Source organism: Nocardioides sp. NPDC004968 (assembly GCF_040608935.1).
Classification (GTDB): Bacteria; Actinomycetota; Actinomycetes; order Propionibacteriales; family Nocardioidaceae; genus Nocardioides.
Genome location: NZ_JBEXJF010000030.1, coordinates 39,405 through 62,945 on the forward strand (window position 1 = coordinate 39,405; position 23,541 = coordinate 62,945).

Below are 23,541 nucleotides of genomic sequence, written 5' to 3' on the forward strand. Positions count from 1 at the left end.
CGAGTATCACTCAACTCTTCTAGGAGGGTCCGCAAATGGACAAGCTTCCTGTGCTGTTCGTCTCGGATGCCGTGGTCCTGCCGGGGATGGTCGTGCCGATCGAGCTCGACGAGGCCTCTCAGGCCGCGATCGACGCCGCCCGGGCCGGCTCGGATAACCGGTTGCTGGTCGCGCCGCGGCTGGGGGACCGGTACGCGACGTACGGCGCTGTCGCCACGATCGAGCGCGTCGGCCGGTTCCGGGGCGGTGAGCCCGCGGCGGTGCTGAGGGCCGTCGGCCGCGCGAAGATCGGCTCCGGCGTGACCGGACCCGGTGCCGCGCTGTGGGTCGAGGTCGAGACCGCCACCGAGACGACCACGGAGCACGCGAAGGAGCTGGCCGAGGAGTACAAGCGGCTGGTCGTCGCGGTGCTCCAGCGTCGCGAGGCCTGGCCGGTCATCGACCAGGTCAACCGGCTCACCGAGCCGTCGGAGATCGCCGACACCGCCGGCTACGCGCCCTATCTCGATGACGACGCCAAGCGCGAGCTGCTGGAGACGCCGGACGTCACCGAGCGCCTCGAGAAGGTGATCGCCTGGGCGAAGGACTACATCGCGGAGTCCGAGGTCAGCGACAAGATCGCCGAGGACGTACGCGAGGGCATGGAGAAGACGCAGCGGGAGTTCCTGCTGCGCCAGCAGCTCGCCGCGATCCGCAAGGAGCTCGGCGAGGGTGAGCCCGAGGGGTCCGACGACTACCGGGCCCGCGTCGAGGCCGCCGACCTCCCCGAGGCCGTACGCGAGGCCGCGCTGCGCGAGGTCGACAAGCTCGAGCGTGGTTCCGAGCAGAACCCCGAGACCGCCTGGATCCGCACCTGGCTGGACACGGTGCTGGAGCTGCCGTGGTCGGTCCGGACCGAGGACTCGACCGATGTGGTCGCGGCTCGTGAGGTGCTCGACGCCGACCACCACGGCCTCGAGGAGGTCAAGGACCGGATCGTGGAGTACCTGGCGGTGCGGACCCGACGTGCCGAGCGGGGCCTGCAGGTGATCGGCGGCCGTGGCTCCGGTGCCGTGGTGCTGCTCGCCGGTCCGCCAGGAGTCGGCAAGACCTCGCTGGGGGAGTCGGTCGCGCGCTCGCTCGGACGGAAGTTCGTCCGGGTCGCGCTGGGCGGTGTCCGGGACGAGGCCGAGATCCGTGGTCACCGGCGCACCTACGTCGGCGCGCTGCCGGGCCGGATCGTGCGGGCCATCAAGGAGGCCGGCTCGATGAATCCGGTCGTGCTCCTGGACGAGGTCGACAAGGTCGGCTCCGACTATCGGGGTGACCCTGCCGCCGCGCTGCTGGAAGTGCTCGACCCGGCGCAGAACCACACCTTCCGCGACCACTACCTCGAGCTCGACCTGGACCTCTCCGACGTCCTGTTCATCGCCACCGCCAACGTGGTCGAGCAGATCCCGTCGGCTCTGCTGGACCGGATGGAGCTGGTCACGATCGACGGCTACACCGAGGACGACAAGGTCGCCATCGCCCGTGACTTCCTGCTGCCCAGGCAGCTCGAGCGCGCCGCGGTGACCTCGGAGGAGGCCGCGGTGACCGACGACGCCCTGCGTGAGCTGGCTGCGAACTACACCCGTGAGGCAGGCGTACGCCAGCTCGAGCGGCTCATCGCCAAGGCGCTGCGCAAGGTGGCGACGCGGCTGGCGACAGGTGCGGAGCACGTCGAGATCGGCCTGGACAACCTCAAGGACCTGGTCGGTCGGCCGCGGTTCACGCCGGAGTCGGCGGAGCGTACCTCTGTCCCGGGGGTCGCCACCGGACTGGCCGTCACCGGGCTCGGTGGGGACGTGCTCTTCATCGAGGCGTCCTCGGCCGAGGGGCAGGCTGGGCTGAACATCACCGGCCAGCTCGGCGAGGTGATGAAGGAGTCCGCGCAGATCGCGCTCTCCTTCGTCCGCTCGCACGCCGCCGAGCTGGGCGTCGACCCGGCCGTGCTCGACCGATCGCTCCACGTCCACGTGCCCGCGGGTGCGGTCCCGAAGGACGGCCCGAGCGCCGGCATCACGATGGTCACCGCGCTCACCTCTCTCGCGACCGGCCGCCCGGTGCGCAGCGAGGTCGGGATGACCGGTGAGGTCTCGCTCTCCGGGCGGGTGCTGCCCATCGGCGGCCTCAAGCAGAAGCTGCTCGCCGCCCAGCGAGCCGGCCTGACCGAGGTCTTCGTGCCCCAGCGCAACGAGCCCGACCTGGACGAGGTCCCCGACGAGGTGAAGCAGGCCCTGAAGATCAACCTGGTGAGCGATGTCAGGGATGTCGTACGTGGCGCCCTCGCGCCTGCCGAGGGAGGGGTCACCGCCCAGAGCACGGTTGCCGCTGCCTGACCGGATCGTTCCGGATGCTGCCCGCTTGATGCCTCGTGCGTCGAGCGGGCAGCTCGCACACTGGGCACATGAGCAACCGAGCCCTTCTCGTCATCGACATCCAGGAGTCCTTCCGGCAGCGGGAGTCCTGGCAGCAGACCCTCCACCCCGACATCGCCGAGCGCGCCGACCGACTGGTGAGCCTCGCGCGGGCCGCGGGCGATCTGGTGGTCTGGGTGCTCCACACCGAGCCCGGCAGCGGCGGCGTCTTCGACCCGGTCTCGGGTCACGTGCGCTACCTCGACGGGCTCAGCGGCCCGAAGCCGGGCGATGTCGAGGTGCGCAAGACCGCCCACAACGCCTTCACCACGACCAACCTGCAGCAGGTGCTGACCGAGCGCGGGGTCACCGAGCTCGTGGTGTGCGGGATCCGCGCGGAGCAGTGCGTCGAGACCACAGCGCGAGTCGGTTCCGACCTCGGCTACCGGGTCACCTATGTCGCCGACGCGGTCACCACCGAGCCGCTGGGCGGGCTGTCGGCCGAGGAGGTCGTGGAGCGTACGAAGCTCGTGCTCAGCGGCCGGTTTGCCGAGATCGCGACGATCGCCGATCTGGAGGCTGTGACAGCATCTGTGGCATGAGCGCCGTCGTGTTCGTGCTGCTGCCCGGCGTACATCTGCTCGACCTCGCCGGGCCGGCACAGGCGTTCCACACCGCGGGCAGCCTCGGACACCCCTACGACCTCGCGTACGTCGCGGGCGCCGAGCCGGGGGAGGTGCTCTCCGCGCAGGGGCTGCCTCTGACGGCCACCGCGGAATGGCCCGATCTCGACCCCGGTGACCTGCTCGTCGTGCCGGGCTGGCGAGCGGCGTACGACCTCGTCGCCGGCCCCCGGCTCACCCGCGAGAGTGCCGAGCGGCTGCGTGCCCATCATGCCGCCGGGGGCGAGGTGGCCAGCGTCTGCGCCGGCGCCGACGCCCTCGGGCAGGCGGGACTCCTCGACGGACGTCGCTGCACCACCCATCACGATCTCCAGGACGCACTGTCCCGGCGCTACCCGAAGGCCCGGGTGGTGCGCGACGTGCTCTTCACCAGCGATGACCGGATCGTGACGTCGGCCGGCATCGCCAGCGGCATCGACCTGAGCCTGCACCTGCTCGCGGTGCGCCACGGACCGGCGCTGGCGGCTCGCGTGGCCCGCGACATGGTCGTCTACGCGCGGCGCAACGGCGACCAGCCGCAGGAGAGCGTCCTGCTGCGCCACCGGAACCATCTCGACGACACCGTCCACCATGTGCAGGACGTCATCGACGCCCGGTTCGCCGAGCCGCTTCCGCTCTCCGCTCTGGCGGACGGCGCGGGGGTGAGCGAACGGACCCTGACCCGCGCCTTCGCAGCTGCGACCGGCCTCACCCCGCTCCGCTATCAACAGGCTCTCCGCCGTGAACGGGCCGACCATCTGCTGGCTGCCGGCACCACCATGGAGTCGGCCGCCCGTGCGGTGGGCTTCGACGATGCCCGGATGCTGCGCCGCCTCCGCGCTCGCTGAACCCCGATTGTCCAGATGGTGGACGACTGGTCCGCGGAATGGAACCCGGGTGTGTTTGGCAGCGGATACCTGCCGTACGATCGCTACTGCTCATCGAGAGGGACTGAGGGAACGGCCCAGTGAAGTCCCGGCAACCGACCACGAGCCTCCTCCCGGCCATCGGGTAGGGCGTGGAGCAGGTGCTAATTCCGGCCCGGCGCGAGAGACGTGATCGGGGAAGATGAGGAGGAGGTTTCTCATGAGCGCTGCGACCACGGAGACGAAGGGCCTGCGCGAGGGTGCGTTCGGCAACGCCTCGGCGCTGTCGTGCCGGGAGTGTGGGCACCAGGTCGAGCTCGGACCGCATTACGCCTGTCCGGAGTGTTTCGGGCCACTCGAGGTGGCCTATGACTTCCCGGCCGTGACCCGCGAGGAGATCGAGGCCGGACCCCGCAACATCTGGCGCTACAAGGCGCTGCTGCCGGTGCCCGACGACATCGAGCAGAGCCCGAACACCGAGCCCGGCTTCACCCGGCTCCTGGACGCGAAGAACCTCGCCGGGGAGCTCGGCATCGAGAAGATCTGGGTGAAGGACGACTCGACCAACCCGACCAACTCGTTCAAGGACCGCGTGGTCGCCTGTGCGCTGAGCGCCGCCCGCGAGCTCGACGCCAAGGTCTTCGCCTGCCCGAGCACCGGCAACCTGGCCAACGCTGTCGCGGCGGCGGGAGCGCGAGCAGGGATCCCGACCGCGGTCTTCATCCCGAGCAACCTCGAGCAGCCCAAGCAGGTCAACTCCGCCATCTTCACCGACAACCTGATCGCCGTCGACGGCAACTACGACGACGTCAACAAGCTGGCCCAGGAGATCGCCGCGGAGGAGGAGGGCTGGGCGTTCGTGAACGTCAACGTACGTCCCTTCTACGCCGAGGGCTCCAAGACGCTCGGCTTCGAGATCGCCGAGCAGCTCGGCTGGCGCCTGCCCGACCAGATCGTCATCCCGGTGGCCTCCGGATCCCAGCTGACCAAGGTCGACAAGGCCTTCAAGGAGCTGATCAAGCTCGGTCTGGTCGAGGAGAAGCCCTACCGGATCTTCGGCGCCCAGGCGACCGGCTGCAACCCGGTCGCGACCGCGTTCAAGGCCGGTGTGGACGCCATCCGCCCGGTCAAGCCCGACACGATCGCCAAGTCGCTGGCGATCGGCAACCCGGCCGACGGCATCTACGTCCTCGACGCCACCCGCTCCTCCGGTGGTGCTGTCGAGGAGGTCACCGACGACGAGATCCGCGCCGCGATCGTGCTCCTGGCCCGCACCGAGGGCATCTTCACCGAGACCGCCGGCGGCACCACGCTCGCGGTCACGAAGAAGCTCGTCGACAACGGTCTCCTCGACCCGAGCCTGGAGACGGTGATCATCAACACCGGCCATGGCCTCAAGACGCTCGACGCGGTCAGCGGCATCGTCGGCCCCCGCGCCACCATCGCCCCCAACTACGACGCCTTCGAGGAAGCCGGGCTCTCTCAGGCGTAGGTTAATTTCGCGTTCACATCCGTGGGGTACACCTAAGGAATGTGAACACCACGAAGACGAGTGAAGAGGCCAAGTGGCTCGGCATGGTCGCCGCCACCGCCGGGGTCGCCGGCGCAGTCGGTGTGGTGGGGGCGGCGGCCGGTGCCGGGTTCGTGACGTTGCTGAAGAGACAGGCGGCGCACGCGCGTGACGTGATCGGCAAGCCCCTCGGCGAGGAGGCGATCGACGCCGACAAGGTCTACAAGAAGGCCTACGGAGGTACGCCGGTCGAGCTCCTCGTCCTCGGCGACTCGATCGCCGCCGGGCTGGGCGCGGAGACCAGAAGCGGCACCCTCGGCGCGCGGCTGGCCAAGGGCACGGCCAAGGCTCTGCTGAGGCCGGTGCGGCTGCGTACGGCTGCCGTGGTCGGGGCCGAGACGTCGATGCTCCCCGCGCAGCTCGAGTCGCTGCCGAAGGGCTACCGGCCCGATGTGGCGGTGGTCATCGTCGGTGGCAACGACGTCACCCACCGGGTGCCGCAGAAGGACTCCACCCGGGTGCTGGGGGAGGTCATCGACGCGCTGCGCGAGCGTGGTGCCGAGGTCGTGGTCGGGACCTGTCCGGACGTGGGTGCGGTGCGACCCCTGCCGCAGCCGCTGCGCTCGCTCGGACGCCGGATCGCCAAGCAGCTGGCCGACGGCCAGCGGGAGACCGCACTGGCCCGGGGTGCCCACGTCGTCTCGCTCTCCGACGTCGTCGGCCCGTTCTTCATCACCAACCCCGACGAGATGTTCGCCATCGACCACTTCCACCCCAGCGCGATGGGCTACAAGCGCACGGCCAAAGCGATGCTGCCCTCCGTCCTCGCCGCCCTCGGGCAGGTCCAGCAGGTCCCCTTCGGACACCACCTGCCCGAGCCCTTAGGAAGCAGCGGCGACCCGCTCGTCGACGATGGTCCAAGCCTCGGCTGAGACGCCCGGGTGGGCGCTGCGGTCGATGCCGCCAAGTGCCTTGGCGAGGTCGGCGACGGTCGTATCGACAACCCGCCGAGCGCGTCGTTCGGGCAGACCCCATGAGCGGCCCTCCGCGACCACGTCGTCGATGGTGACCTCGTCGACGAGGAACTTCCCGTTGACGTCCAACGCGAACCGCCGGTTGTCCCTGCGGTGGTGGAGATGCATGGAGATGTCGTACGCCGGGCTCAGGGTCACGCTCCCGTCGGCCCGACGGATGAATGAGATGTTCTTCGCGTGCATGTCGGTGTTGCCGACGAGGTGGGAGAAGGTGACCAGCCGCAGGAGGTCGTCCGGGTTGCCGCCGTCTTCCCGGAGCACATCTGCTGCGTGGCGAAGTGTCGGGAGCTTCGAGCCCCATTGAAACTTGCGGTTGGGGTCGGAGGTATTGAGACCGACTGCCTGGGCGAGATCCTCCTGGTGGATTCGCGCCTCGCCGGGCCCACGGTCGTATCGGGAGATCGCGATCGCGCGTACGTCCTCGTACTCCAGGATCTCGGTGTCGACTGTGGTGAGCCCGACTCGACGGGCAAGCTCCAGGCTCGCTGCTTCGGTGTCGATGACGTCAGCGATTCCGGACTCCGGAGACGATCCGCGCTTGATGATCCAGGTCGACGGCGCTCCGGCCTTGCAGGCCTGCCAGGTCTCGCCGATCCGATGGAGAGCGATCTTGGGCACCATTCCGGGGAGGCTGCTCGACTCTGCAGTGACTCCGAACTGATCGGAAGGTGAGTTCTCGTCGGCGTAGCGGATCCGATGAGCGACCTCGTCCGAGTCGAGAGGCTCGTAGTGGCCGGACGTCGTGGGGTCGGCGGTTCCCTCGGGAACGAAGATCGCCGCGCCAGGTGTATCCCGACCGTAGGAGCGGATGAGGGCGAAGGTGTCGTCCGGGCCCACCCCGGCGCTCATCGCATGGTTCGTTCGTGCATTGCCTTCCGGGAGCAGGCCGTCGAGGTAAGCCTTGACCAGCGCCGGGACCGGTCGTACTCCGATGGTCAGTTTCGCCGACAGGATCCGGACCTGGGAGGCCCAGCGGTCCTGTGCCTCGGTGGTCCAGGACAAGGACAGCCGTCCATTCGGATCCTCGGTCATCGTGGCGATCCGGGTTCCGTAGGCCCATACGTCGAGTGGATCACGCATCGGGACCGCCCTCACGGATCTCGGCATGTAGCTCGATATGGCCGCCGAGTTCGCGGATCACCTCGAAGACGCGCGATGCGTAGAGGTTGGGGTTGCCGGACTCGATCCCCACCATGTATTGCCGCGAGATCCCGAGTGTCTCGGCGAGCTCCTCCTGGGTCAGGCCGCGCGCCGTGCGCACCTCGGCAAGCGCTCGTCCCAGCGCCTGGGGCGAGCGTGCTATCGCCGTGTAGTGAGCCACATCTTCTCCCGGTGTCAGGTTATCCTTACAACGTTGGAGTGTCAGAATATCAGGACACTGCCGGAATGTTCGGATATCCTGACACCGGGATGACGTGGGGCTACTCGCTCGTGCTGTCGTCCTCGTCTGGACCCTTGCCGCCGGTGCTGAGCATGTCGGCGGTGAGGCCGGTGGCGGCGCGGTAGTCGACGGTCCCCGCAGGCGTACGCGGCACCGACTCGACCAGGAGGACGAGCTTGGGCTCGTGCGACTCCCCGAGCCGGTCGCGGGCGTGCTTACGCAGGTCGGCAGCCGTGGTCTCGGTCGACGGGGCGAGCTGCACCAGCGCCGCGACCTGCTGGCCCCAGCGCGGATGGGGCATGCCGAAGACGGCGGCGTCGACGACGTCCTCGTGGGCGAGGAGCACGCCCTCGATGGGCTCGGGGTGGATCTCGAGGTCACCGGTGCGTACGAGTGTGGCGGCCCTGCCCAGCAAGGTGATCGAGCCGTCCTGCTCGCGGCGGGCGAGGTCGCCGGGGAAGGTCCAGCGCCGGTTGTCGATCAGCTTGATCGCGGTCGCCGAGCGGGCGTTGTCCTTGTAGTAGCCGAGAGCGGCGGGGCCGGATCGGGCCAGCAGACCCTCGACCCCGGGAGCCGCCGGGGTGAGGTCGGGGTTGAAGACCTCCACCTCCGGACCCACCATGAACCGCGCCTCGCCGGGCACGAGCGGGGATCCGTCGTCGGCGCGGGAGCCGGTGACGCCGGTCTCGAGGGTGCCGTAGGAGTCGACGATGACCCGGCGGGCGAAGGCGTTGCGCAGGATTGCGAGGACGCCGTCGGAGAGCGGTGCCGCGGTGTTGGAGACCCCGGCGAGCGAGTGCAGCGGCCAGCGCTTCTTGCCGGTCAGCCGGGCCTTGGCCACCGGTCGCGCCTGGGCGTCGCCCAGCAGCGTGATCGCGGTCGCGCCGGCCCGCTCGGCGAGGTCGAGGAACGCCTCGGCGGAGAACGTGGGCGAGGTGTCGAGAACCGCGGTGCCACCGGCGACCAGCGCTCGCAGGAGCAGCAGCTGGCTCTGCCCGTGCAGCAGCGGACCGCCGGCGAGCAGGACGACACCCGAGTCGCGAGCGGCCGCCTCGGCGGCGAGACCCTCGACCGACGGGATCGGCGCGTTGCGGCGGACCGTGTTCAGTGCGGCCCAGATCAGGTCCTCCTGGCGCCAGACCGCACCCTTCGGGGTGCCCGTGGTGCCGGTGGTGAAGATGATGTGCCAGTCGCCGGGCGTACGTCCGACCGTCGGCCGCTCCTTGGACGCCGCGGCGACCTTGGCGTCGTAGTCGGGGCCCAGGACGACCCGGTGGTCCAGCTTCAGGTCGAGCTCGTCGAGATCATCGGTGAACTCGGGGGAGACGATGGCCGCGACGCAGTCGGTGGCGGCGTACGTCCGGGCGAGCTCGTCGCGTCGGTAGGCATGGTTGATGTTGACCGGGATGGTGCGGGCCTTGAGGCACCCGTAGAGGGCGTCGACCCACTCGATCCGGTTGGTCGCGTGGACGGCGACCTGGGCACCCGGCTCGAGGCCGACACTCAGCAGGTGGTTGGCCAGGCGCGTGGCACGCTCGTCGATCTCGGCGTACGTGTAGGCGCGCTCGGTGGTGATGACTGCCGGGCGGTCGGGGATGGCATCGGCCATCGCTTCCAGGATGTCGGGCAGTGTGAGGGGGATCACGGCGGACACAGGGCTTCTGCGCCTTCCAATTGGTAGGGCCAGGGGTAGCGCCGCACGGCACGGAGCCGTACGTCGGATCACCCGGTCGTCACGTACGCGCCTCGAGCAGCTCGGCGGCGACCGTAGCGCTGGCACGATAGTCCACCTTGCTCACCGGCGTGCGAGGGACTCGCTCCACGAGCAGGATGTCCTTGGGCACCTTGTAGGCGGAGATGAGGCTGCGGCAGTGCTCGCGGAGCGCATCGGTCGAGGTCACGGCGCCGTCGCGGAGCTGCACGAGAGCGGTGACCTGCTGGCCCCAGCGCTCGTGCGGGGTGCCGACGACCGCGGTGTCGAAGACGTCGGCATGACGCAGCAGGACCGACTCGACCTCCTCGGGGAAGACCTTCTCGCCGCCGGTGTTGATGCAGCCCGACCCGCGGCCGAGGACGGTGATCGAGCCGTCCTCCTCGCGCCGCGCGAAGTCGCCCGGGATCGACCAGCGCTGCCCGCCGACCTCCTTGAACGTCGCCGCGGTCTTGACCGGGTCGTTGTAGTAGCCCAGCGGGATCGACCCGGTGCGCGCGAGCATCCCGGTCTCACCCGGAGCGCACGCCTTCATGTCGGTGTCGAAGACCTGTACGTCCATCCCGACCTGGAACTTCGGCGCGGCCTGCGCGCCCTCGTTGCCGTCGTCGACCTGCATGCCGGCCGCCCCGGACTCCGAGGCGCCGTAGGAGTCGAGGATGTAGCGGCCCGGCAGCGCCTCCCGGAGCTGGGTGCGTACCCCCGCGGAGAGCGGGGCGGCGCCGTTGGAGACGGCGAACAGGCTGCTCAGGTCCCAGCGCTCCGGCTCGCGCAGGATCGCCTCGGCGACAGGGCGGCCCATCGCGTCGCCCAGGAAGGTGAGCGAGTTGACCCCGGCGGCCTGGACCAGGTCGAGGATCGTCTCGGGCGACCAGGCCGGCTCGGTGTAGAGCGAGACCGTGCAGCCGGCGACATGGCCGTTGCCCATGATCCACTGGCTGCCGCCGTGCATCATCGGACCGCAGGCCAGCAGCACCATCGGCGACTCCTGTGCCGCAGCCTCCTGGGCGAGCTGCTCGACGGTGTCGAAGGGAGCGCCGAACCGGCTCGCGTTCATCGCGGCGCGGATGATGTCCTCCTGGCGCCAAACGACGCCCTTCGGCATCCCGGTCGTGCCGCCGGTGTAGATGACATAGCGGTCGTCGGGGCTGCGCTCGATGTCGGGGCGCTCCTTGGACGCGGCGGCGACCGCGGCGTCGTACTCCTCGCCCATCACCAGCGTCGGGATGCCCAGGCCGAGCGCGGCGACCGCCTCGACGTGCTCCGGTCCGATGATCGCCGCGACCGCGTCGGAGTTGCGGTAGAGGTGGTCGAGCTCGTCGTGGAGGTACTTGTGGTTGATGTTGATCGGCACCGCCCGCGCCTTCATGCACCCGTAGAAGGCGTCGACCCACTCGATCCGGTTGCGGGAGTGGACGGCGACGTGGTCGCCAGGTTTGATGCCCTGCCCGAGGAGGTGGTTGGCCAGCCTGGTCGCGCGCTCGTCGACCTCGGCGAAGCTGTAGGCGTGTTCCATGGTGAACACGGCGGTGCGGTCGGGGATGGCGTCGGCCATCGCCTCGAGGATGTCAGGGAGAGTGATCGGGGTCACATCACCGAGTGTGGCAACTAGAACGTGTTCTCGTCTAGCGAATGGGGTGGAAAACCTTCCAACGCCTGTTGCCGCCGGGCGAGGTCGGCCCGCTCCGGCCCGTGCGTGCAGAGCGCGATGGCCTCCGCGTACGCCTCGATCGCATCCTCGTGACGCCCCGACCGTTCCAGCAGCTGGGCACGTACGGCAGGCAGCCGGTGCCCCGGGAGAGCGACCGAGTCCAGCGCCTCGAGCCCGGCCCCGGCGCCGTTCGCCTCGGCCACCGCGACGGCCCGGTTGAGACGTACGACCGGGGTGTCCTGGAGCGTCAGCAGCTCGTCGTAGCGCTCGACGATGCGCTTCCAGGCGGTCGTCTCGGAGCTGGGCGCGAGGGTGTGCTCCGCGGCGATCAGCGCCTGGAGGAGATAGGGGGCAGGGGCCGCGTGGGCGAGCGGGGTGAGGATCGCGAGGGCCTCGGCGATCTCGTCGGTCCGCCAGCGGGTGCGGTCCTGGTCCGGAAGCAGCACGAGAGCGCCGTCCGGCCCGATCCGGGCCGCTCGGCGCGAGTGCTGCAGGAGCATCAGCGCGAGGAGAGCGTCGATCTCCGGGTCCGGCTCGGGGAGAACCGACCGAAGGACCCGGACCAGCCGGATCGCCTCGCCGGCCAGGTCGCTGCGTACGACATCGGGACCGGTGCCGGGGGCGTAGCCCGCCGTGAACGCCAGATAGGCGACCTCGGCGACGATCCCGACCCGGCCGGCGAGGTCTGCGGGAACCTCGAACGAGGCGCCCGCGAGGCGCTTCCGTGCCCGGGTCAGCCGCGCCGCCATCGTGGCCTTCGACTGCAGGAAGAGCCGCCCGATGTCCTCGGTGGAGACGCCGAGGACCAGACGGAGGGTGAGTGCGGCAGCCGCCTCGCGGGACAGGGTCGGGTGGGCGCAGAGCAGCACCAGGCGCAGCCGCTCGTCGGTGACCTCACCAGAGTCGACCATCACCCGCTGCGCCTCCTGGGTCACCGCCGCATCCACCGCGAGCAGCGGCATCTTGCGAGCCAGCACCTCCTCGGAACGCATCCGGTCCACGATCCGCCGCCGCGCGGTGGTGAGCAGCCAGGCCGGTCCGTTGTCGGGCTCGCCGTCGACCGGCCAGCTCCGCGCCGCTGCCTCGAAGGCGTCGGCCAGGCCGTCCTCGGCCAGGTCGAGACGGCGGAACTGCGCGACGAGGAGGGCCAGCAACCGGCCCCACTCCTCGCGCAGCACCTTCTCCAGCATCGCCGTGGGTCGCCCTAGTCCGCCGCGCGGATCTCGATCGCCGACTCGACCGTGGCGAGCAGCCGGCAGCACTCGGCCAAGTCATCGCGGTCCTCGGACTCCACGACGTAGAGCCCGGCCAGGTGCTCGGCCGCCTCGGTGTAGGGGCCGTCGGTGACGCCCGAGGAACGCACGGTCACCGCCGTCGACGGAGCCGCGAGCGCTGCGCCGTACCCCTTCAAGATCGTGTGGCCACGCTCGGCGAGCAGGGCCGCGAACTTCTCGTGCACGGCGAACAACGCGTTCCGGTCCTCCTTCGACTTCGCCTGCCACTCGGCCTCGACGTTGGGGATGAGCAGGTAGTACCTCATGCGGACATCCCCTCGTGCTCGACGATCTCGCGGATCTCGAGCGCCGTCTCGAGCTCGGCGAGCACCTTGCAGCACTCGAGCATGTCGTCGGCGTCGTCGGTCTCGATCGTGTAGAAGCCGGTCACGTGCTCGACGGTCTCGGCGAACGGGCCGTCGGTGATCACCACCCCGTCACCGGTCTTGCGCAGCGTCTTGGCCTTGCTGGAGTGATGGAGCTCGGCGCCGCCGGTGACCTTGTGCCCGCGTTCGGCGAGCAGCTTGGCGAACCTGCCGTGCACCTCGTACCCGGCTGCCTTCTCCTCCGGCGTCGACTCGGCCCAGAAGGCCTCGTTCGTCGGCAGCAGCACCATGTATCTGGTCATCGTGATCCCTTTCGTCCGCTCGGTTTGAGTCTGTCATCGGGGATGACGGGTGGGACAAGGCCAAATCGACACCGGGAAGGAACGAAGATGTACGTCATCCGTTCAACTTTCACCGGAAGGCTCCGCGTGTGACCGACCCCCTGCTGCGAAGCGAGCACGCGCCCGAGCCCCGGACGCTCGTCGACATCTTCCGGGCCACCGCGGCCCAGGTGCCCGACGAGCCGGCCGTCGACGCGGGCAACGGGCTGCTGACGTACGCAGAGCTCGAGGAGGCCGCCGACGGGCTGGCCGCCGAGCTCAACGCCGCCGGGATCGGACCGGGGGACAAGGTCGGGCTGCGGATCGCGAGCGGCACCACCGACCTGTACGTCGCGATCCTCGGGATCCTCTGCGCGGGCGCCGCCTACGTGCCGGTCGATGCCGACGATCCCGAGGAGCGGGCCCGGCTGGTCTTCGGTGAGGCGCAGGTCGCTGCGGTCGTGACCAACGACCTGCGGGTCACCACGACGAGCGAGCCCGGCGAGGAACGCGAGCCGGAGGAGCCGTCGACCGACGACGACGCCTGGGTGATCTTCACCTCCGGGTCGACCGGCACCCCGAAGGGCGTCGCCGTCACCCATCGCAACGCCGCGGCGTTCGTCGACGCCGAGTCGCGCCTCTTCCTCCAGGACGCCCCGATCGGGGTCGGCGACCGGGTGATGGCGGGCCTCTCGGTGGCCTTCGACGCGAGCTGCGAGGAGATCTGGCTGGCGTGGCGCTACGGCGCCTGCCTGGTCCCGGCCCCACGGGCACTGGTGCGGTCCGGGGTCGACGTCGGCCCGTGGCTGGTCGCCAACCAGATCACCATCGTCTCGACCGTGCCCACGCTGGTCGCGCTGTGGCCGCCGTCCTCGCTCGACAGGGTCCGGCTGCTGATCACCGGCGGCGAGGCGATCCCGCCCGAGCTCGCCGCCCGACTGGTCACACCCGACCGGGAGGTGTGGAACACCTACGGCCCGACCGAGGCGACGGTGGTCGCCTGCGGTGCCCAGCTGACCGCCGAGGGACCGGTACGGATCGGCCTCCCGCTCGACGGCTGGGACCTCGCCGTCGTCGACCCCGCCACGGGCCTCCCGGTCCCCGAGGGCGAGACCGGAGAGCTGATCATCGGCGGTGTCGGCCTGGCGCGCTATCTGGACGCGGCCAAGGACGCCGAGAAGTACGCTCCGATGCCCACTCTCGGCTGGGAGCGCGCCTACCGCTCCGGCGATCTGGTCGTCAACGATCCCGCCGGGCTGCTCTTCGGCGGGCGCGCCGACGACCAGATCAAGCTCGGTGGCCGGCGCATCGAGCTCGGCGAGATCGACAGCGCTCTGCTCCAGCTGGACGGGGTCGTCGGGGCCGCGGCGGCGGTGCGGAGGAGCGCCGCGGGCAACAGCCTGCTGGTCGGCTACGTCACCGTCGACGACACCTTCGACCAGGCCACCTCCGTCGCCCGGCTCCGGGCCGACATGCCGGCGGCGCTGGTGCCGCGGCTGGCCGTGGTCGACAGCCTCCCGACGCGTACGAGCGGGAAGGTCGACCGCGACGCGCTGCCGTGGCCGCTCGCCTCGGCCGCGGGTTCGGGAGAGGGGCTCAGCGACACCGAGGCCTGGCTGGCCGGGCTGTGGAACGACGTCCTCGGCGCCGAGGTCAGCGGGCCCGCAGCGGACTTCTTCGACCTCGGCGGCGGCAGCCTGACCGCGGCCCAGATGGTCAGCCTGATCCGCGAGCGCTTCCCCGAGGTCGCGCTCGGCGACATCTACGACCAGCCGAAGCTCGGCGCGCTGGCCACCTACATCGACGAGATGGGCAGCTCTGCCGCGCTCTCCGAGCACGAGGTGCCGGCCGTACGCCTCAAGACCCAGGTCGCGCAGGTGGTCGCCACGATCCTGCTGCGCTGCCTCGCGGCACCGCGCTGGCTGACCTGGATCGGGCTCGGGACGACGCTCGCCCAGCCGTGGGCGCCCTGGCTGCCCTCGCTCAGCTGGTGGATCCTCGTGCCGGCCGTCCTCGCCTTCCTGACTCCACCGGGCCGGATGCTGCTCGCCGCGGGCGCGGCGCGACTCATCCTGCGCGGCGTACGTGCGGGGGAGCACCCCCGCGGCGGCAAGGTCCATCTCCGGCTCTGGCTGGCGACGCACGCCGTCGACGAGCTCGGCGCGCACGGTCTCGCCGGGGCACCGTGGATGCTCTGGTACGCCCGGCTGCTCGGCGTGCGGATGGGCAAGAACGTCGACCTGCACAGCCTCCCGCCGGTCACCGGCATGCTCACCCTCGGCAAGGGCTGCTCGATCGAGCAGGAGGTCGACCTCTCCGGTCACTGGATCGAGGGTGACGTGCTCCATCTCGGTGAGGTCGAGGTGGGCGAACGGGCCCGCGTCGGGGCGCGCTCGACACTGCTGCCCGGCGCACGCGTCGGCGACGACGCCGAAGTCGGACCGGGTTCGGCGGTCTTCGGTGTGGTGCCGGTGGGCGAGTTCTGGTCGGGTTCGCCGGCCGTACGCGCCGCCAGAGAAGCCCGCGGGCCGTGGCAGCCACCCGAGGCGCGGGCCCAGGTCTGGATGCTCCTCTACGGCATCGCGGCCGCCGTCCTCGCGCTCCTGCCCGCGGTCGCCATCGGCGTCGGGATGCTCGTCGGCGTGGCCCTCGCCGGCGTGCCCACCTCCTACACCGACATCGGGGCGCTGCTGGCCTGGAGCCCGGTCGCGGTGGCGGCCGGATTCGCCACCCTGGCCGCGCTGATCTGGGCGGTGGTGCGGCTCGCCGGTCTGGCGATCGCCCCCGGCGTACATCCCGTACGCAGCCTGGCCGGTGTCGCGGTCTGGTCGACGATGCAGGTGCTCGACGAGGCACGCACGTGGCTCTTCCCGCTCTACTCCTCGACGCTGACGCCGCTGTGGCTGCGGGCGCTGGGGGCGAAGATCGGCAAGCACGTCGAGGCCTCGACGGTCCTGATGATCCCCGGGCTGACGCAGGTCAACGACCAGAGCTTCCTGGCCGACGACACCCTGATCGGCGGCTACGAGCTGGGCGGCGGCTGGCTGCGGGTCGAGCGGGTGAAGATCGGCAAGCGCGCCTTCGTCGGCAACTCCGGCATGGCGGCGCCCGGCCGCAAGGTGCCGAAGGCGTCCCTGGTCGCCGTGCTCAGCGCGGCCCCGCGCCGCAAACGCGCGCAGAAGGGGGAGAGCTGGCTCGGCTCGCCGCCGGCGCCGCTGCGCCGGGCGGCCGGCGAGGCCGACTCGGGACGCACCTACGACCCACCGACACGCCTCAAGATCGCAAGGGCGCTCGTCGAGCTGGCCCGGCTGGTGCCGCAGACGCTCGCGGTGCTGCTCTACGCGGGCGTCGGCTACGTGCTCGTGCGGGTCTGGGAGGCGACCGACCTCCTCGTCGCGATCCTGGTCACCGGGCCGGTGCTCGCGGTCGCCGGAGCGGTCGCCGCCGGAATCACGGTCGCGGCGAAGTGGCTGCTCGTGGGCCGCATCCGGGCCGGGTCGCACCCGCTGTGGAGCTGGTTCGTGTGGGCCAACGAGCTGGCGGACACCTTCGTCGAGGTGCTCGCCGCACCCTGGTTCACCGGCGCCGTGTCCGGCACCCCGGTGCTCAACCTCTGGTTCCGAGCGCTCGGCGCGAAGATCGGCCGCGGCGTGTGGATCGAGACCCACTGGCTCCCCGAGACCGACCTCGTCGAGCTCGGCGACGGCGCCACGGTCAACGCCGGCACGGTCGTGCAGACGCACCTGTTCCACGACCGCGTCCTGGCCCTCGACGAGGTCGTCCTCCGGCGCGGCGCCACGCTCGGGCCGAACTCGGTGATCCTGCCCGCCGCGGCCATCGGCCGGCACGCGGTCGTCGGCCCGGTCTCGCTGGTCATGCGCGGGGAGAGCCTCCCCGACAAGACCCTGTGGATCGGCAACCCGATCGGTCCCTGGGACCAGGCGGCCCCCTAACATGACCGCCGTGCCGAAGCTCCCCGCAGCCGACCCCTACCTTCCTGGTCATGGGGATCCGTCGTGGAGCGCGACCCACTACGACCTCGAGCTCACCTACGACTTGGTCGGCAACCGGCTCGCGGGCACGGCGACGATCCGCGCGGTCGCCGTCGAGGACATCAACCGCATCGTCCTCGACCTCGCCTACCTGCGGGTGCAGAAGGTCGCGATCGACGGCCGCCCACCGGCCAAGTGGTCCCACCACGACCACCGCCTGGTGCTGAACCTCCGCTCGCGGATCGCGGCTGGCGAGGAGTTCGTGGTCACGGTCAGATACTCCGGCAAGCCCCGCCCGGTGGTGCTGTCCCACCACGGCGACGCCGGCTGGGAGGAGCTCGATGACGGTGTCATCGTCGCAGGTCAGCCGCATGGTGCGCCGACCTGGTTCCCCTGCAACGACCGCCCTTCCGACAAGGCCCGCTACGCGATCAGCGTGACCACCGCGCCGGGCTATGCGGTCGTCTCCAACGGCGAGCTGACCTCCCGCGTACGCCGCGGCAGTGGGGAGACCTGGCGCTACTGGCAGGCCGAGCCGATGGCGACCTATCTCGCCACGGTGCAGATCGGGCGCTACCGGGTCGTCGACATCGCGACGAGCGAAGGGCCGGGCGGCCGGGTGCCGATCCGGGCCGCGTACCCGGTCGACGCCACCGCCGGGTTCGAGGCCTCCTTCGGGCGGCAGCGGGACATGATGGCCTACTTCACCTCGGTCTTCGGGCCCTACCCGTTCGCCTCCTACTCCGTCGTGGTCACCGACGACGAGCTCGAGATCCCGCTCGAGTCGCAGTCGCTGTCGACCTTCGGGCGCAACCACCTCACCGGCGAGTGGTCGGAGGTACGCCTCGTGGCCCACGAGCTCGCCCACCAGTGGTTCGGCAACGCGGTGACCCTGCGCGAGTGGCGCGACATCTGGCTGCACGAGGGTTTCGCCTGCTACAGCGAGTGGCTGTGGTCCGACGCCTCCGGGGGTCGCGCGTGCGGCGAGCACGCCCGCCACCATCACCGTCGGCTGTCCGCGCTCGCGCAGGACCTGGTCCTCGCCGACCCCGGTCCCGCGGACATGTTCGACGACCGCGTCTACAAGCGCGGAGCGCTCACCCTGCACGCACTGCGGCGCACCGTCGGCGACGAGCCCTTCTTCAAGATCCTGCGCACCTGGATCGCCCGGCACAGCGGGGGATCGGTCACCACCGCCGACTTCGAGGCCCTCGCGGCCGAGGTCTGCGGCCGCGACCTCACCGCGCTCTTCGACGCCTGGCTGCGCCGGTCGGCGCTGCCCGACCTGCCCGCCTGATTGTCGCTCTGTCGTATTTTGGGGCTCGTGCCTGAGCTGACCTTCCGTGATGCCAACTTCTCCGATGTGGACGCCTTGGTCGGGCTGATCGAGTCGGCCTACCGCGGCGACGCCTCCCGTGCCGGGTGGACCACCGAGGCCGACCTGCTCGCGGGGCAGCGCACCGACCCCGAGGGCGTACGCGAGGTGATCACCGCTCCGGGATCCCGCCTCCTCGTCGCCGAGGCTGAGACACACCCGGGCGCCGAGCGGCCGGGCGAGATCGTCGCCTGCTGCCAGCTGCAGAAGCGAGAGGCGTACGTCTATTTCGGCATGTTCTCCGTCTCGCCGCAGCTGCAGGGGGCCGGCGTCGGCAAGGCCGTCATGGCCGAGGCCGAGCGGATCGCGCGCGAGTGGGGCGCGGAGGAGATCCGGATGACTGTGATCCGTCAGCGCGAGGACCTGATCGCGTTCTACGAGCGGCGCGGGTTCGGGCGTACGGGACGCTTCGAGCCGTTCCCCTACGGCGATGAGCGCTTCGGCCGCCCGCTGCGTGACGACCTCGAGTTCGCCGAGCTCGCGAAGCCTCTCTGACCGTCGCCATCCTGGGATTTTCTTGCACTCGCAGGGGTCGAGTGCTAAACATGAGGCTGGCACTCTTACCATGAGAGTGACAACAACCGGACCGGTGACGTTGAGGCGTCGCGAGCGGCAGGGAAGGGTTCTGCCGGGAGTGGCGTCGTCCGTCGCGGGCAACCCATCGGACCGGATCCAACGAACTTCCCAAGTGAAGGATCGCAGGAGCAATGCCGAAGCTCATCGCTTTCAACGAGGAGGCCCGTCGGGGTCTGGAGAAGGGTCTCAACACCCTCGCCGACGCCGTCAAGGTCACCCTCGGTCCCAAGGGCCGCAACGTCGTGCTCGAGAAGAAGTGGGGTGCCCCCACGATCACCAACGATGGTGTTTCCATCGCCAAGGAGATCGAGCTCGAGGACCCCTACGAGAAGATCGGTGCCGAGCTGGTCAAGGAGGTCGCGAAGAAGACCGACGACGTCGCCGGTGACGGCACGACGACCGCGACCGTTCTCGCCCAGGCGCTGGTCCGCGAGGGCCTGCGCAACGTCGCCGCGGGTGCCAACCCGGCCGGCCTGAAGCGCGGCATCGAGGCGGCCGTCGACGCCGTCACCGAGCAGTTGCTCGCGCAGGCCAAGGACATCGAGACCAAGGAGCAGATCGCTGCTACCGCCTCGATCTCCGCTGCTGACACCACCGTCGGCGAGATCATCGCCGAGGCGATGGACAAGGTCGGCAAGGAAGGCGTCATCACCGTCGAGGAGTCGAACACCTTCGGGCTCGACCTCGAGCTGACCGAGGGTATGCGCTTCGACAAGGGCTACATCTCGGCCTACTTCGTGACCGACCCGGAGCGTATGGAGACCGTCCTCGACGACCCGTACATCCTGATCGTCAACTCGAAGATCTCCAGCGTCAAGGACCTGATCCCGGTCCTGGAGAAGGTCATGCAGACCGGCAAGCCGCTGGTCATCCTGGCCGAGGACGTCGACGGCGAGGCTCTCTCGACGCTGGTCGTCAACAAGATCAAGGGCACCTTCAAGTCCGTCGCCGTCAAGGCTCCGGGCTTCGGTGACCGCCGCAAGGCCATGCTGCAGGACATCGCGATCCTCACCGGTGGTCAGGTCATCTCCGAGGAGGTCGGCCTCTCCCTGGAGACCGCCGGCATCGAGCTGCTCGGCCAGGCCCGCAAGGTCGTCATCACCAAGGACGAGACCACCATCGTCGAGGGTTCGGGCGACCAGGGTCAGATCGAGGGCCGGGTCAACCAGATCCGCGCCGAGATCGAGAAGTCGGACTCCGACTACGACCGCGAGAAGCTCCAGGAGCGCCTCGCCAAGCTGGCCGGCGGCGTGGCCGTCATCAAGGTCGGCGCGGCCACCGAGGTCGAGCTCAAGGAGCGCAAGCACCGCATCGAGGACGCTGTCCGCAACGCCAAGGCTGCTGTCGAGGAGGGCATCCTCGCCGGCGGTGGTGTCGCGCTGATCCAGGCCGCTGCCGCTGCCTTCGAGAAGCTCGAGCTCGACGGCGACGAGGCCACCGGTGCCTCGATCGTCAAGGCCGCCATCTCGGCGCCGCTGAAGCAGATCGCCATCAACGCCGGCCTCGAGGGCGGCGTCGTGGCGGAGAAGGTCGCCGGCCTCCCGCAGGGCCACGGCCTCAACGCCGCCACGGGCGAGTACGTCGACCTGCTGGCCGCGGGCATCATCGACCCGGCCAAGGTGACCCGCTCGGCGCTGCAGAACGCCGCGTCGATCGCCGCGCTGTTCCTCACCACCGAGGCCGTCGTGGCCGACAAGCCGGAGAAGGCCGCCGCTGGTGGCGACCCGACCGGTGGCATGGGTGACATGGGCGGCATGGGCTTCTGAGGCGCAAGCCGAAGAAGCGATCAGCACAGCTGAGTCCGTTTCGCTAGAGCACACGCGAGTGCCCCCGCCGGTTGGCGGGGGCACTTGTCGTTTTCCGGCCGCCGCCGGGAGGTACGACGGGACGTTCTTGTCCGTTACCAGCGGGTAGACCGACCAAAGCGTCCCGTCGTATCACGGACACCGGGCTACGCTCGACGCCATGAGCCCGAAGGCGATGTCGGCGCTGGCGATCTCGGCCGTGCTTCTCGCTGGATGCGGCGGTGAGCCGGCCGCTGCTCCCTCGTCCCGCGCAGCGACACCGTCGACCTCGGCGCCACCCTCTTCACCCTCTCCGAGCCCGTCGGAGACGCTCCCACCTGTGGCCGACAAGGTCTCGCTCCCGCAGCTGATGCGGGAGGACTTCCCGGGCGGCGAGGTGAAGGTGCTGCGGGAGTCGGGGAGCACGGATGCGTACCGGCGCTTCGAGGTCAGCTACCCGAGCGGTCCGCTGACGATCACCGGGGTGCTCTTCCGGCCGCGGGGCGCCGGTCCGTTCCCAGGGGTGGTCTTCGCGCACGGTCACATCGACACCGACATCTACGTCACCGGGCAGGGGCTGAAGCGGGAGCAGGACCGGCTGGCGCGGGAGGGCTACGTCGTCCTGCACACCGACTACCGCGGTCACGCCGGATCGTCCCCCATCCCGGAAGGAACCGAGGAGGACGAGAGCCGACTCGGCTACACCCGCGACACCATCAACGCCGTCCAGGCGATGAAGCGACTTCCGTACGTCGACCCCGACCGCACCGCGTTGCTCGGCCGCTCCATGGGTGGGGGAGTGGTGATGAACGCGCTCGTCGCCCAGCCGGGGCTGGTGCGGGCCGGGGTGACGTACGCGTCGGTCTCCTCCGACATCGTCGACAACATCAACCGGTGGGCGGTGCCGTCGCGGCCCGACGAGGTGGCCCGGCTCTACCGGCAGCACGGCGATCCCGAGACGGAGCCGGAGTTCTGGGAGGGGCTGTCGGCGCGGACGTACTTCGACCGCATCGAGGTCCCGGTCCAGATGCACCACGGGACCAATGACGAGTCCTGCCCGATCAGGTGGGCCTACACCACCCGGGACCTGATGGAGACCGCGGGCGTACGCCAGCGACTGTGGGTCTACCCCGGGGAGCAGCACGCCTTCGCGCCGCAGTGGGACCTCTCGATCCGGCGGGTCGTCGGGTTCCTCGATCGTCATCTGGCATGACCTGATCAGGCGATGAGGAGGGGCCCAGCGGTCCCATTCTTTTGGGGACTTTCGACACTGTCTCGACAACAGCTCGGTAACGCAACATTGGTGCTCCACACAGTGGCCGACTGCGGGGAAGCGTCTGGATCTGGGGGGCTTTGAAGCCCAAGGGAATATCCGGGTGAAGTTCTGCAGCGGCGGGCGGGGTCAGGGCTCTTCGAAGCCAGGGCCCCGCCTGCGTGTGTCAACGTGCAGGTGGCCGACGGGGTCCCCGGATGGCACCCAGTGATGAGGCATGATGTTGGCATGAGTGTCGACCTCGGACCGAAGACCGGGATGCAGCGGCCGCGGTCACCGTGGCGATGGGTCGCAGCCGTGATCGCCGCCGCGGTCGTGCTCGTCGCGATCGTCGCTTCCTTCGGCCTGCTCAGCTCCGACGACACTGCTGAGGACCCCGACGCCGCACCCCCGTCGCCGATCGCCACGGTCACCGAGACCGCACCGGTCCCCTCGCCATCCGCTCCCGCCGGAGGCGCAGGCGCGACCGAGCTGACCGTCGTCGCGGACGCCGCCCGATGCATCCCGCCGACCTCGAAGTGGCTCTCCCAGAACGCCGCGCTCGCCTTCGAGGGCACCGCGGAGAGCGTGAGCGAGAGCGAGGCCGTGCTGCGGGTGAAGACGTGGATGTACGCCGACGGAGTCGGTGGCACCGACACCGTCCGGATCATGCTGCCCGCGCCGAGCACGATCCCGATGCCCGAGTTCGAGAAGGGCAAGAACTACCTGGTCGCTGCCAAGGGCGATGCCAAGGTCATCGGCTGTGGCTACAGCGACGTCAAGAGCGCGAAGCTGCAGAAGCTCTACACCGCCGCGTTCAAGTGACGGCGGTCGCCGGCCTGCTCCTGGCCGCCGGCGCGGGGCGGCGGATGGGCATGCCCAAGGCGCTGGTCGACGACTGGCTGGTGCGGTCGATCGAGGTGTTGCGCGAGGGCGGCTGCGACGACGTACTCGTCGTGCTCGGCGCCGCGGCCGACGAGGCGCGGGCGATGCTCCCGACCGGTCAGCGGGTCGTCGTCGCCGAGGACTGGGACGAGGGGATGGGGGCTTCGCTGCGGGTCGGCCTGGCTGCTCTCGGGCCGGATACCGAGGTTGCCGTCGTTCACCTCGTCGACCTGCCTGACGTCGGGGCCGATGTGGTCTCCCGGGTGGTCTCGGCGGGCCCGACCACCGGCCTGGCGCGCGCGGCGTACTCGGGCGTTCCCGGGCATCCGGTGCTGCTCGGCCGCGAACACTGGCCGGGCATCATGGCGGCCGCGGTCGGGGACCAGGGCGCCAAGCCCTACCTGAAGTCGCACCGGGTGATCCTGGTCGAATGCGGTGATCTGGCGACCGGCCTCGACACCGACAGCCGCTGAGCCTGGGTACGACGGGGAGATCGACATGGCCCAGCGGACGTCGTCGGCGATGCGGTATTCGGGGTTGGCAGGTTCGGTGCCGGTGAGCCCG

General features: G+C 70.2%; 19 protein-coding genes and 1 riboswitch. Of the genes, 12 read left to right on the plus strand and 7 right to left on the minus strand.

Annotated features, from left to right (window positions below; all coding sequences use genetic code 11):
- Positions 1–35: 35 nt before the first annotated feature.
- The 5 genes from lon (at position 36) to ABZU72_RS22035 (ending at position 6,348) form a co-directional block, all read left to right on the plus strand.
- On the plus strand, positions 36–2,360 hold the full coding sequence (lon, locus tag ABZU72_RS22015) for an endopeptidase La (protein WP_355020935.1): 2,325 nt from the start codon (positions 36–38) through the stop codon (positions 2,358–2,360).
- Between the two features lie 68 nt (positions 2,361–2,428).
- Positions 2,429–2,980, plus strand: coding sequence for an isochorismatase family protein (locus tag ABZU72_RS22020; protein ID WP_355020936.1), 552 nt, complete (start codon positions 2,429–2,431; stop codon positions 2,978–2,980).
- A complete protein-coding gene (locus tag ABZU72_RS22025; RefSeq protein ID WP_355020937.1) occupies positions 2,977–3,888 on the plus strand; it encodes a DJ-1/PfpI family protein in 912 nt (303 codons plus the stop codon). The genes ABZU72_RS22020 and ABZU72_RS22025 overlap by 4 nt, the downstream gene beginning before the upstream one ends.
- Positions 3,889–3,975: 87 nt before the next feature.
- A riboswitch (SAM riboswitch) is annotated at positions 3,976–4,115 on the plus strand.
- 11 nt (positions 4,116–4,126) lie between these two features.
- Positions 4,127–5,398: a threonine synthase gene (thrC, locus tag ABZU72_RS22030; RefSeq protein WP_355020938.1), complete on the plus strand. Its 1,272-nt coding sequence runs from the start codon at positions 4,127–4,129 to the stop codon at positions 5,396–5,398.
- A gap of 41 nt (positions 5,399–5,439) precedes the next feature.
- Complete coding sequence (locus tag ABZU72_RS22035; RefSeq protein ID WP_355020939.1) at positions 5,440–6,348, plus strand: SGNH/GDSL hydrolase family protein; 909 nt, start codon at positions 5,440–5,442, stop codon at positions 6,346–6,348.
- Here the strand turns inward: ABZU72_RS22035 and ABZU72_RS22040 are convergent.
- The 7 genes from ABZU72_RS22040 to ABZU72_RS22070 all read right to left on the minus strand — a co-directional run bounded on the left by ABZU72_RS22040 (position 6,298) and on the right by ABZU72_RS22070 (position 13,095).
- Positions 6,298–7,530 carry a HipA domain-containing protein gene (locus ABZU72_RS22040; RefSeq protein WP_355020940.1) on the minus strand — a complete coding sequence of 411 codons (1,233 nt, stop codon included), beginning with the start codon at positions 7,528–7,530 and terminating at the stop codon, positions 6,298–6,300. The genes ABZU72_RS22035 and ABZU72_RS22040 overlap by 51 nt on opposite strands.
- Positions 7,523–7,771, minus strand: a complete 249-nt coding sequence (locus ABZU72_RS22045; RefSeq protein ID WP_355020941.1) for a helix-turn-helix transcriptional regulator — start codon at positions 7,769–7,771, stop codon at positions 7,523–7,525. The genes ABZU72_RS22040 and ABZU72_RS22045 overlap by 8 nt, the downstream gene beginning before the upstream one ends.
- A 100-nt stretch (positions 7,772–7,871) precedes the next feature.
- Complete coding sequence (locus ABZU72_RS22050) at positions 7,872–9,476, minus strand: AMP-binding protein (protein WP_355020942.1); 1,605 nt, start codon at positions 9,474–9,476, stop codon at positions 7,872–7,874.
- Between the two features lie 88 nt (positions 9,477–9,564).
- Entirely contained in the window at positions 9,565–11,133 is a 1,569-nt protein-coding gene (locus ABZU72_RS22055; protein ID WP_355020943.1) for an AMP-binding protein, read from the minus strand.
- A 17-nt stretch (positions 11,134–11,150) separates the two neighbouring features.
- Positions 11,151–12,383 carry a DUF6596 domain-containing protein gene (locus tag ABZU72_RS22060; RefSeq protein WP_355020944.1) on the minus strand — a complete coding sequence of 411 codons (1,233 nt, stop codon included), beginning with the start codon at positions 12,381–12,383 and terminating at the stop codon, positions 11,151–11,153.
- A 14-nt stretch (positions 12,384–12,397) separates the two neighbouring features.
- A complete protein-coding gene (locus ABZU72_RS22065; RefSeq protein WP_355020945.1) occupies positions 12,398–12,733 on the minus strand; it encodes a YciI family protein in 336 nt (111 codons plus the stop codon).
- Positions 12,730–13,095: a YciI family protein gene (locus ABZU72_RS22070; protein ID WP_355020946.1), complete on the minus strand. Its 366-nt coding sequence runs from the start codon at positions 13,093–13,095 to the stop codon at positions 12,730–12,732. The genes ABZU72_RS22065 and ABZU72_RS22070 overlap by 4 nt, the downstream gene beginning before the upstream one ends.
- Before the next feature lie 128 nt (positions 13,096–13,223).
- Between ABZU72_RS22070 and ABZU72_RS22075 the strand changes: the two genes are divergently transcribed.
- The 7 genes from ABZU72_RS22075 (at position 13,224) to ABZU72_RS22105 (ending at position 23,450) form a co-directional block, all read left to right on the plus strand.
- Positions 13,224–17,066, plus strand: a complete 3,843-nt coding sequence (locus ABZU72_RS22075) for a Pls/PosA family non-ribosomal peptide synthetase (protein WP_355020947.1) — start codon at positions 13,224–13,226, stop codon at positions 17,064–17,066.
- Between the two features lies 1 nt (position 17,067).
- On the plus strand, positions 17,068–18,402 hold the full coding sequence (locus ABZU72_RS22080; RefSeq protein ID WP_355020948.1) for a M1 family metallopeptidase: 1,335 nt from the start codon (positions 17,068–17,070) through the stop codon (positions 18,400–18,402).
- A gap of 27 nt (positions 18,403–18,429) precedes the next feature.
- Positions 18,430–18,975, plus strand: a complete 546-nt coding sequence (locus tag ABZU72_RS22085; protein ID WP_355020949.1) for a GNAT family N-acetyltransferase — start codon at positions 18,430–18,432, stop codon at positions 18,973–18,975.
- Between the two features lie 212 nt (positions 18,976–19,187).
- Positions 19,188–20,822 (plus strand): chaperonin GroEL, encoded by a 1,635-nt coding sequence (groL, locus tag ABZU72_RS22090; protein WP_141795060.1) that lies wholly within the window; start codon positions 19,188–19,190, stop codon positions 20,820–20,822.
- A 199-nt stretch (positions 20,823–21,021) separates the two neighbouring features.
- Positions 21,022–22,053 (plus strand): alpha/beta fold hydrolase, encoded by a 1,032-nt coding sequence (locus ABZU72_RS22095; protein ID WP_355020950.1) that lies wholly within the window; start codon positions 21,022–21,024, stop codon positions 22,051–22,053.
- Between the two features lie 288 nt (positions 22,054–22,341).
- A complete protein-coding gene (locus tag ABZU72_RS22100) occupies positions 22,342–22,917 on the plus strand; it encodes a hypothetical protein (protein WP_355020951.1) in 576 nt (191 codons plus the stop codon).
- Positions 22,914–23,450: a nucleotidyltransferase family protein gene (locus ABZU72_RS22105; RefSeq protein WP_355020952.1), complete on the plus strand. Its 537-nt coding sequence runs from the start codon at positions 22,914–22,916 to the stop codon at positions 23,448–23,450. The genes ABZU72_RS22100 and ABZU72_RS22105 overlap by 4 nt, the downstream gene beginning before the upstream one ends.
- Positions 23,451–23,541: the final 91 nt, after the last annotated feature.

Bases quoted from the DNA above. Each gene is read 5' to 3' on its own strand.
- groL (WP_141795060.1), top strand. From the start codon at position 19,188: ATGCCGAAGCTCATCGCTTTCAACGAGGAGGCCCGTCGGGGTCTGGAG.
- ABZU72_RS22020 (WP_355020936.1), top strand. From the start codon at position 2,429: ATGAGCAACCGAGCCCTTCTCGTCATCGACATCCAGGAGTCCTTCCGG.
- ABZU72_RS22080 (WP_355020948.1), top strand. From the start codon at position 17,068: ATGACCGCCGTGCCGAAGCTCCCCGCAGCCGACCCCTACCTTCCTGGT.
- ABZU72_RS22025 (WP_355020937.1), top strand. From the start codon at position 2,977: ATGAGCGCCGTCGTGTTCGTGCTGCTGCCCGGCGTACATCTGCTCGAC.
- lon (WP_355020935.1), top strand. From the start codon at position 36: ATGGACAAGCTTCCTGTGCTGTTCGTCTCGGATGCCGTGGTCCTGCCG.
- ABZU72_RS22100 (WP_355020951.1), top strand. From the start codon at position 22,342: ATGAGTGTCGACCTCGGACCGAAGACCGGGATGCAGCGGCCGCGGTCA.
- ABZU72_RS22095 (WP_355020950.1), top strand. From the start codon at position 21,022: ATGAGCCCGAAGGCGATGTCGGCGCTGGCGATCTCGGCCGTGCTTCTC.
- ABZU72_RS22065 (WP_355020945.1), bottom strand. From the start codon at position 12,733: ATGAGGTACTACCTGCTCATCCCCAACGTCGAGGCCGAGTGGCAGGCG.
- thrC (WP_355020938.1), top strand. From the start codon at position 4,127: ATGAGCGCTGCGACCACGGAGACGAAGGGCCTGCGCGAGGGTGCGTTC.
- ABZU72_RS22060 (WP_355020944.1), bottom strand. From the start codon at position 12,383: ATGCTGGAGAAGGTGCTGCGCGAGGAGTGGGGCCGGTTGCTGGCCCTC.
- ABZU72_RS22040 (WP_355020940.1), bottom strand. From the start codon at position 7,530: ATGCGTGATCCACTCGACGTATGGGCCTACGGAACCCGGATCGCCACG.
- ABZU72_RS22070 (WP_355020946.1), bottom strand. From the start codon at position 13,095: ATGACCAGATACATGGTGCTGCTGCCGACGAACGAGGCCTTCTGGGCC.